At 38.6% G+C, this 6,715-nt stretch carries 7 protein-coding genes; all 7 read left to right on the top strand.

The genetic code is table 11. The features are described 5' to 3' along the window. Nucleotides 1-338 precede the first annotated feature (338 nt). The 7 genes from GKP30_RS09190 (at nucleotide 339) to tgt (ending at nucleotide 6,692) form a co-directional block, all read left to right on the top strand. Nucleotides 339-1,535 carry a YhcN/YlaJ family sporulation lipoprotein gene (locus GKP30_RS09190; RefSeq protein WP_216829129.1) on the top strand — a complete coding sequence of 399 codons (1,197 nt, stop codon included), beginning with the start codon at nucleotides 339-341 and terminating at the stop codon, nucleotides 1,533-1,535. Nucleotides 1,536-1,761: 226 nt separating this feature from the next. Then, a complete protein-coding gene (locus tag GKP30_RS09185; protein ID WP_216829128.1) occupies nucleotides 1,762-2,349 on the top strand; it encodes an intercompartmental signaling factor BofC in 588 nt (195 codons plus the stop codon). A gap of 223 nt (nucleotides 2,350-2,572) precedes the next feature. Continuing rightward, nucleotides 2,573-3,187: a Holliday junction branch migration protein RuvA gene (ruvA, locus tag GKP30_RS09180; RefSeq protein ID WP_216829127.1), complete on the top strand. Its 615-nt coding sequence runs from the start codon at nucleotides 2,573-2,575 to the stop codon at nucleotides 3,185-3,187. Between the two features lie 70 nt (nucleotides 3,188-3,257). Next, entirely contained in the window at nucleotides 3,258-4,214 is a 957-nt protein-coding gene (ruvB, locus tag GKP30_RS09175; protein ID WP_236034991.1) for a Holliday junction branch migration DNA helicase RuvB, read from the top strand. Continuing rightward, on the top strand, nucleotides 4,211-4,429 hold the full coding sequence (locus tag GKP30_RS09170; RefSeq protein WP_216829125.1) for a DUF2905 domain-containing protein: 219 nt from the start codon (nucleotides 4,211-4,213) through the stop codon (nucleotides 4,427-4,429). The genes ruvB and GKP30_RS09170 overlap by 4 nt, the downstream gene beginning before the upstream one ends. Before the next feature lie 79 nt (nucleotides 4,430-4,508). After that, the gene (gene queA, locus GKP30_RS09165) at nucleotides 4,509-5,552 is read left to right on the top strand and encodes a tRNA preQ1(34) S-adenosylmethionine ribosyltransferase-isomerase QueA (protein WP_216829124.1); all 1,044 of its coding nucleotides are present in this window, start codon (nucleotides 4,509-4,511) and stop codon (nucleotides 5,550-5,552) included. After that, nucleotides 5,553-6,692 carry a tRNA guanosine(34) transglycosylase Tgt gene (tgt, locus tag GKP30_RS09160; RefSeq protein WP_216829123.1) on the top strand — a complete coding sequence of 380 codons (1,140 nt, stop codon included), beginning with the start codon at nucleotides 5,553-5,555 and terminating at the stop codon, nucleotides 6,690-6,692. Nucleotides 6,693-6,715: the final 23 nt, after the last annotated feature.

Raw genomic sequence — 6,715 nt, 5'->3', positions numbered from 1 at the left:
TTCCATATATGAATTCAAGTATATAAAAAAATACCTGTAGATAAAACACTCTTTTTCAAGTGTCCTAACTACAGGTACCAGTTTATATAGCTGTCTCTTTTTTTATTGGAGAAATGTAAGGATGTTGTTAAAAAAATGAAGTCAAAAAGTAAATTTTTTATTTATTTAACATTGTACTTAATGCAGATCAATTACAAGTGAAGTTAATGCTCATTTGCTCGCACAAACATTGATAAATATTTGAAATAAAAGCCCTTGTTTTTACTTCTTTTCCTACATATTAACAGACTAAAAGTGATCTCAAAATGCCACTATAAGTGGTGAAAGGAGGAGATCAAATGCGAAAATTCGCGATTACAATAACTGCAGCAACAATGATTATAGGTGGTTTAGCTGGATGTGGCGTCGATAACCAAGCTAGAGATATGGGTGGCGCTGGAGCAGCTAACAGAGAAATTGGCTATACTGATGCAGGTAGACAAGGTGCTGCTGGAGCAGGAGCACGAGGGGAAGTTGGTTTATTTGGTCAAGGACGTGGCGCTGGTATGGCTGGACATGGAGCAGCTGGTGCTGGGGCTCATGGTGGAGCAGGTACTGGACTGTTCGGCGGTGCTGGATTTGGTGGCGCTGGAGCAGGAACTGGCGGTGGTCATGGAATGACTGGAGCTGGAGCAGCTGGTGGCCGTGGAGTAACTGGTGCCAGATGGACAGGTGAAGGTCCGATAACTGATATGTTCACACCAAATAATCGTGCTGGACGTCAAGGTATTACTGGTTATGGAGTTGAACAACGTCAAGGTCAAGGTATCCGTGGTGGTCAATTAGGTGTTAATGACCGAGGTGCTGGCCTAAGAGGTACAGGTAGAACGATGAACCAACGTATGACAGGTCCTAACTATGATATGCGCGGTACTGGAATCGGTGGAGCTGGTTTCACTGGTCGTGGCATGGCAGGTAGAACTGGGATGACTGGAACTGCAGTACCACACGGAACATTAGATGATGCTAATACAGGAATGGGTGGAGCTGCAACACGTGGAGCTGGCATTCAAGGTCAAGCTGGAACACGTGGTGGTGCTACAGGAATTACAGGTGGAAATCGTGAAGGTATGGTAGACCAACGTGGAGTATTACGTGGTCAAAATCGTACGATGAGAGGTCAAACTACGGCTAATTACCACCGTAATTATGATGGACAAACAGTTCAAGAAATCGAGCGTTCTGTAGAAAATATGGATGGCATTAGAGATTGCCGTGTTGTAATGCACGACGATCAAGTTGTAGTAGCTGTTGAGCCAACAAATAAAAAGAACGAAGCTAAACTAGAAGAAAAAGTTGAAAATAATATCGAAAACATGGTTCGTGGTAAAAACGTTCATGTTGTAACAGACAAAGATTCAATGACACGAGTACGTACTATGGACGATCGTTTACGTGGTGGAGAAGCATTTGATGAAGTAGGTGCTACATTCACTGAAATGATTAGAGACCTAGGTCGTGCAGCTGGTCGACCATTTGAACGTACACGTAACTAGTAAGGTTATGAGCAGGAGATCTACTCTCCTGTTCAAATACATATAGTTTCCAATCCTGTTCAATAGCATATTCAATAATAAAATTATTATACAAACAATTTTCATCTACTTCAGATAATTTATGAACGAAAGAACGAATTTCATCACTTTATGGATAAAAGCATTTATTGGTGGTAAAGATAGACATATAAATAAGTGCTTTTATTTTTTATATGGTGGTGATTTTATGAAGGACGGTCAAATCATTAAGAAAATTACGAAAAAACATATGGTTGTAGCTGTCCTATTTTCGTTAAGTTGTGTCTTACTTTTAGGCTTTCAATCAGAAAACGAAAAGATTATTCAATCTCATGCTTCTAAACAAGCTATTCCTGTAATGAAATTGGCAAATAACGAAGACGTGGGTCCAAAGACAATACAAGTTAAATTACAGCGAGTTTATTTAGATGGTGAAGTAAGTGAAGAAATTGTTAAGGAAACGATTTGGTCAATGGAAGATTTTTGGGCTTTCTACGATCAATGGTTACTTGTCGATCAAAATGAAGAAGAAATTCTTTTTAAGCAGGAGATAGATGACATATCACCTTTATTAAAAATTAACGGATATTTCGGTTTATCTGATGATGGTGTATTAAATATTTATGAGGGAAAACCAGATGAAAAAAAGATTATTCAATCCTTTTTCCAAATAAACACGCAAAAACTAAAAAGCCATCATGAGAGTGAACTGAAGAACGGAATTCCAGTGATGTCACGAGAGAATTACCAAGAAGTGTTAAAAACCTTTAAAAAGTATGCAGAAACGGAGATGTAGAAGACGTGATATTGACATCACGTCTTTTTCGTCGTCGCTTCAAAGCAATAAATTGTATGAAAACAGCTTATTTTATTATTAGCGTTTATTAGCGCTTTTAAAGAACCTTGCTGAATTTGGGCTCCGCTGCGTTTTCTTATCACTATATGAAAAAGGTTGGTTATGATAAAATAGAAATACATGTTCGTTTTTTACATAGAAGAAGGTAAAGGGAGAGATATGGTTGTTTGATTTTATTAAAGGAAAAGTTGACTTTATAGATATTCAATATATTGTTATAGAGGTAAATGGGGTTGGGTATCAAATTCATTGTCCAAATCCTTTTATATTCCAAAAAGAGTTAGAAGAAGAATGTAAGATCTATACATACCAACATGTACGTGAAGATTTAATTCGTTTGTATGGATTTAAAACGAGAAAAGAAAGACATTTATTTGAAAAATTATTAAATGTTTCTGGAATTGGTCCTAAGGGTGCTTTAGCGATCCTTGCTTCTGGTCAACCAGAACAACTTGTGAACGCAATTGAAGAAGAGGATGAGAAGTTCCTTGTTAAATTTCCAGGGGTAGGCAAAAAAACCGCCAGACAGATTATATTAGATTTAAAAGGGAAATTAGATGAATTTGCTCCAAACTTATTCCAGCAAGGTGTAGCAGAAGAGTTTAGCAAGCCTAAGGGCAATACTTACTCCAAAGAGCTTGAAGAAGCTGTCGAGGCTTTAAAAGCATTAGGTTATGTAGATCGTGAAATTAACAAGATCGTTCCGCAATTAGAAAAAGAAGAGACAACGACGGATCAATACATAAAAAAAGCACTCCAACTTATGTTGAAGCAGTAATATTAATCGGACAGGAGGAAAAGTCGTGGAAGAACGAATAATTTCTGCACATTCGCAGGTCGAAGAAGACATGATTGAGGGCAGTCTCCGTCCGCAGCAATTTTATCAATACATTGGACAGGAAAAAGTTAAAGATAACCTTAAAATCTTTATCGAAGCTGCTAAAATGAGGCAGGAGAGTTTAGATCATGTCCTTTTATATGGACCACCTGGTCTTGGGAAAACGACGCTTTCGGCAATAATTGCAAATGAAATGGGTGTTCAGATGAGAACAACCTCAGGCCCAGCCATTGAAAGGCCAGGTGACTTGGCGGCAGTCCTAACAGCACTTGAGCCTGGTGATGTGTTATTTATAGATGAAATCCACCGCTTAAATCGAGTAGTTGAAGAAGTGTTATATCCTGCGATGGAGGACTTTTGCATCGACATTGTGATTGGAAAAGGGCCGACGGCTAGGTCTGTTCGTCTTGACTTACCCCCGTTTACACTTGTTGGTGCAACAACAAGAGCAGGGTTATTATCAGCTCCGTTAAGAGATCGTTTTGGAGTGTTATCACGCTTAGAATACTACAATGAAAAAGAATTATCCCAAATTGTTATTCGAACAGCGGAAATTTTAGAAGCAGAGCTTGATGAAGATGCTGCCAGAGAAATTGCAAGAAGATCTAGGGGGACACCGAGAATTGCTAACCGTTTATTGCGTCGTGTCCGTGACTTTGCTCAAGTTCAAGGGGATGGACAAATTACTGCCTCGTTAGCACATCATGCATTAGAACGTCTACAAGTTGACCGTTTAGGATTAGACCATATTGATCATAAATTATTAATGGGGATTATTGAAAAGTTTCGTGGCGGTCCTGTTGGTATCGATACAATTGCAGCCACAATCGGTGAGGAACCAGACACGATTGAAGAGGTCTATGAGCCATATTTACTGCAAATTGGATTTTTACAAAGAACACCACGAGGAAGAGTCGTAACACCTTTAGTCTATCAACATTTTCATATGGAGGTGCCAGAAGCTTGAGCAATATGCCAAAGCTATTAATTACTATAGGTGTCATATTAGTTTTGATTGGAATATTGTGGCAAGTTGGCGGAAGAATTTTACCTTTAGGAAAGCTACCAGGTGACATTTTAATCAAGAGAGAAAATACAACTTTTTATTTTCCGATCATGACATCTATCGTTTTAAGTGTTGTCATCTCACTTATTTTATTTGTCATCGGCAGATTTCGTTAGGTTGTACTTGTGTTTAATATTTCGTTTATGTATGCTAATAAAGATTGACATCTGACCATTATGAAAAGGAACGAATTAAATGAATGTAAACGACTTTGACTTTTACTTACCAGAAGAATTAATTGCTCAAACTCCTCTGCTAGATCGAACCGCCTCAAGGCTTCTTGTTTTAGACAAAAAAACAGGTGAAATTAAAGACAGACATTTCTATGAGATTGTCGATTTTCTAAATGAAGGTGACTGTCTTGTCTTAAATGATACGAGGGTTTTACCTGCACGATTATATGGAGTTAAAGAAGATACTGGAGCCAAGGTTGAGTTACTCCTTCTTAAACAACTTGAAGGAGATACTTGGGAAACTTTAGTTAAACCAGGGAAGAAAGTGAAAGAAGGTACTACGCTTGTTTTCGGTGAAGGTAAACTTCGAGGGATTTGTAAACAGAGCCTTGAACATGGTGGGAGAATTATTGAATTTGAATATGAGGGAATTTTTCATGAAATTTTGGATTCTTTAGGAGAAATGCCGCTTCCACCTTATATTAAAGAACAACTAGAAGATCAAGACCGATATCAAACGGTTTTTGCAAAACATCGTGGTTCAGCTGCAGCGCCAACAGCAGGTCTTCACTTTACCGATGAACTACTTGAAAAGCTTCGTGAAAAAGGTGTACATATTGCATTTATTACACTACATGTTGGCTTAGGGACGTTTCGTCCAGTGAGCGTTGAAAGTATTGAAGAACACGAAATGCATGCAGAGTTTTACCAAATGACCGAAGGAACGGCGATGCTGCTTAACCAAGTGAGAGAACAAGGTGGAAAAATTGTTGCAGTTGGTACAACGTCAGCTAGAACGTTAGAAACTATTGCTAGTCAAAATGATGGGAAGTTTGCTACTGCATCGGGATGGACGGATATTTTTATTTATCCTGGCTACAAGTATCGTGGAATTGATTCTTTAATAACAAACTTTCATTTACCAAAGTCGACACTCGTTATGCTCGTATCGGCACTAGCGGGTAGAGATAATATACTCTCAGCATATGAACATGCTGTCCGAAATAAGTATCGCTTTTTTAGTTTCGGTGATGCAATGTTTATTAGAGAAGGAGGGCAACGTTAATTGTCTGCCGTAACATATGAATTAATTAAAACGTGTAAACAGTCTGGAGCACGTCTTGGAAAAGTACACACTCCTCATGGTGTAATTGAGACACCGATATTTATGCCAGTAGGAACGCTAGCTACTGTAAAGACGATGAGTCCTGAAGAATTAAAAGAAATGAATGCACAAATTATTTTAAGCAACACCTACCACCTTTGGTTACGACCAGGTCATGAAATCGTTCAAGAAGCAGGCGGCTTACACAAGTTTATGAACTGGGATCGCCCCATTTTAACGGATTCTGGTGGTTTTCAGGTCTTTAGTTTAAGTGATTTGCGTAAGATAGTAGAAGAGGGTGTCCATTTTAGAAATCATCTAAGTGGAGAAAAGTTATTCCTAAGTCCTGAAGGTGCGATGGAAATACAAAATGCATTAGGTCCAGATATAATGATGGCTTTTGATGAATGTCCTCCATACCCTGCAGAATATGATTATATGAAGAGTTCCGTTGAGCGGACGAGTCGTTGGGCTGAACGGTGTCTAAAAGCACATAAACGTCCAGAAGACCAAGCTTTATTTGGAATTGTTCAAGGTGGGGAATATGAAGAACTACGAAAGCAAAGTGCTGCTGACCTTGTTTCATTAGATTTTCCAGGCTATGCGATAGGAGGTTTATCGGTAGGTGAACCAAAGGATGTTATGAACCGAGTTCTTGAATTTACAACTCCACTTTTACCTACGAATAAGCCGCGATATTTAATGGGAGTTGGTTCACCAGACGCTTTAATTGATGGTGCAATTAGAGGAGTCGATATGTTCGATTGTGTATTACCAACACGGATCGCTCGAAACGGGACATGTATGACAAGTACAGGCCGTCTCGTTGTCCGTAACGCAAAATATGCAAGAGACTATCGTCCACTTGATGAAAACTGTGATTGCCATGTATGTAAAAATTACAGTCGTGCATACATTCGACACCTTGTAAAGTGTGAGGAAACGTTCGGATTTAGACTTACCTCTTACCATAATCTTTATTTCCTGATAAAATTAATGGAACAAGTGAGACAAGCAATACGTGAAGACCGTCTTCTTGATTTCAAAGAAGAGTTTTTCGAGAGGTATGGATTTAATAAACCTAATGCGAAAAACTTTTAAAGAGAACATGTCTTAAGAATATA

Origin of the sequence: Alkalihalobacterium elongatum, from assembly GCF_019024285.1 — a bacterium.
Classification (GTDB): domain Bacteria; phylum Bacillota; class Bacilli; order Bacillales; family Bacillaceae_F; genus Alkalihalobacterium; species Alkalihalobacterium elongatum.
Note: the sequence above shows the minus strand (reverse complement) of the source record. Positions and strands in the feature narration are given on the sequence as shown.

Coding starts and splice junctions, on each gene's coding strand:
- GKP30_RS09190 (WP_216829129.1), top strand. CDS start 339: ATGCGAAAATTCGCGATTACAATAACTGCAGCAACAATGATTATAGGT.
- GKP30_RS09185 (WP_216829128.1), top strand. CDS start 1,762: ATGAAGGACGGTCAAATCATTAAGAAAATTACGAAAAAACATATGGTT.
- ruvB (WP_236034991.1), top strand. CDS start 3,258: ATGATTGAGGGCAGTCTCCGTCCGCAGCAATTTTATCAATACATTGGA.
- queA (WP_216829124.1), top strand. CDS start 4,509: ATGAATGTAAACGACTTTGACTTTTACTTACCAGAAGAATTAATTGCT.